Raw genomic sequence first — 1,385 nt, 5'->3', positions numbered from 1 at the left:
GCCGACGCCGGTGGCGATCCCGGCGGTGCCCGTCGCGCGGGTCCGGGGGCGGGGGCTCAACGTCGACGGCCACCTCGTTCTGCGCGGCGGCGGGGACCTGTGGGAGATGCTCGCCGTCGTCCTGGAGACGCGGGCGGACGCGGCGGTGGTCGTGCACGCCACCGTCGACCCGCTGGACCCCGCGGCCACCGTCTTCACCGCCGACCTCGGCGAGTTCGTCCTCCTGCGCACCGTCACCGTCACGCGGACACACGTGAGCTACGTCGCCCGCGACGACGCGCCGGTGACCGTGACCTGCGCGGGCAGCATCTCGATGCCCGGCGAGGCGACGCCGGGCCAGCCCGGCACCGTGCTGCTCGACCTCACCGGCGCGTTCGTCGTGACCGCGACGCGGGCCCGCGCCACGCTGCGGGCGACCGCGGCGCTGTCCCGGCCGCTGGGCATGCCCGGCATCGAGCTGCGCTCGGTCGCGCTCGAGCTGGCGTGGACGAGCCAGCCGGCGCCGGCGGGCAGCCCTGCGGGCACCGCGCCGGCCCGGCGACTGACCCGCTTCGCCCTCGTCGGCGCCGTCACCGTCGGCTCGGTCGCCGACCTGACCGGCGAGGTCGAGTTCCACGACGGCGTCGCCGTGCTCGCCCGGGTCGGCCTCGCCGGTTCCGTCGGCATCGGCGAGGTGCTCAGCCAGTGCGTCGGCGCCGGGGACTGGAGCGCCACCGGGCTACCGGACCTGGTGCTGCGCGACGGCGCACTCGTGCACGTCCCGGCGGACGCCCCAGCCGGCCCGGACGGGACGTCGGCGCGGCCGGGAACGCGGCTGACGGCGACGGTCGACGTCCTCGGCGTCGACTTCGCGCTGGCCGCCGAGCTGACCGAGGGCACCGGTCTGACCGGCAGTATTGGCCTCGCCGACCCGCTGGAACTCGGCTTCGCGACGTTGACGGGGCCGGCCGGGCTCGCGGGGCCGCTGGCCACCGTCGAGATGCGCCGCACCGCGCCGACGGTGTTCGCCCTCGGGTTCGGCGTCGACCTGTTCGGCCTGCGGTTTCGCGACGGCAGGCTCAGCTACACGGCGGCGACGGCGACCCGGCCGGCCCTCTACACCGGCCAGATCACCTACGACGGGACGTCCACCCCGCTGGGTTCGAGGTTCGCCCTGTCAGTGGAGTGGACCGAGGCCGGCGGGTTTCGGATCACGGACTGGCCGGCACTGCCAACCCTGCCCGACATCGACCTGGTCGGGCTGCTGGAGAGCATCGGCTCGGGCGACCCGTGTGGCGCCCTCGGCGCGCTCGGGATCGGCCCGGACCTCGTCACCGGCCAGTGCCGCACCAGCATCCGGCTGTCCCCGGTCCCCGCCGAGCCGGCCCGCCCGCCCGGTGCGGCGC

The 1,385-nt window shown here is 76.5% G+C and carries 1 protein-coding gene; it reads left to right on the top strand.

The annotated features are described in order from the left end of the window. Window positions 1–25: 25 nt before the first annotated feature. Window positions 26–1,385 (top strand): hypothetical protein (locus MXD58_RS27600; RefSeq protein WP_250611044.1); only part of this gene is annotated, 1,360 nt, incomplete at its 3' end.

Origin of the sequence: Frankia sp. AgKG'84/4, from assembly GCF_023242965.2 — a bacterium.
Taxonomy (GTDB): domain Bacteria; phylum Actinomycetota; class Actinomycetes; order Frankiales; family Frankiaceae; genus Frankia.
This window is presented reverse-complemented; position numbering and strand designations above follow the sequence as displayed.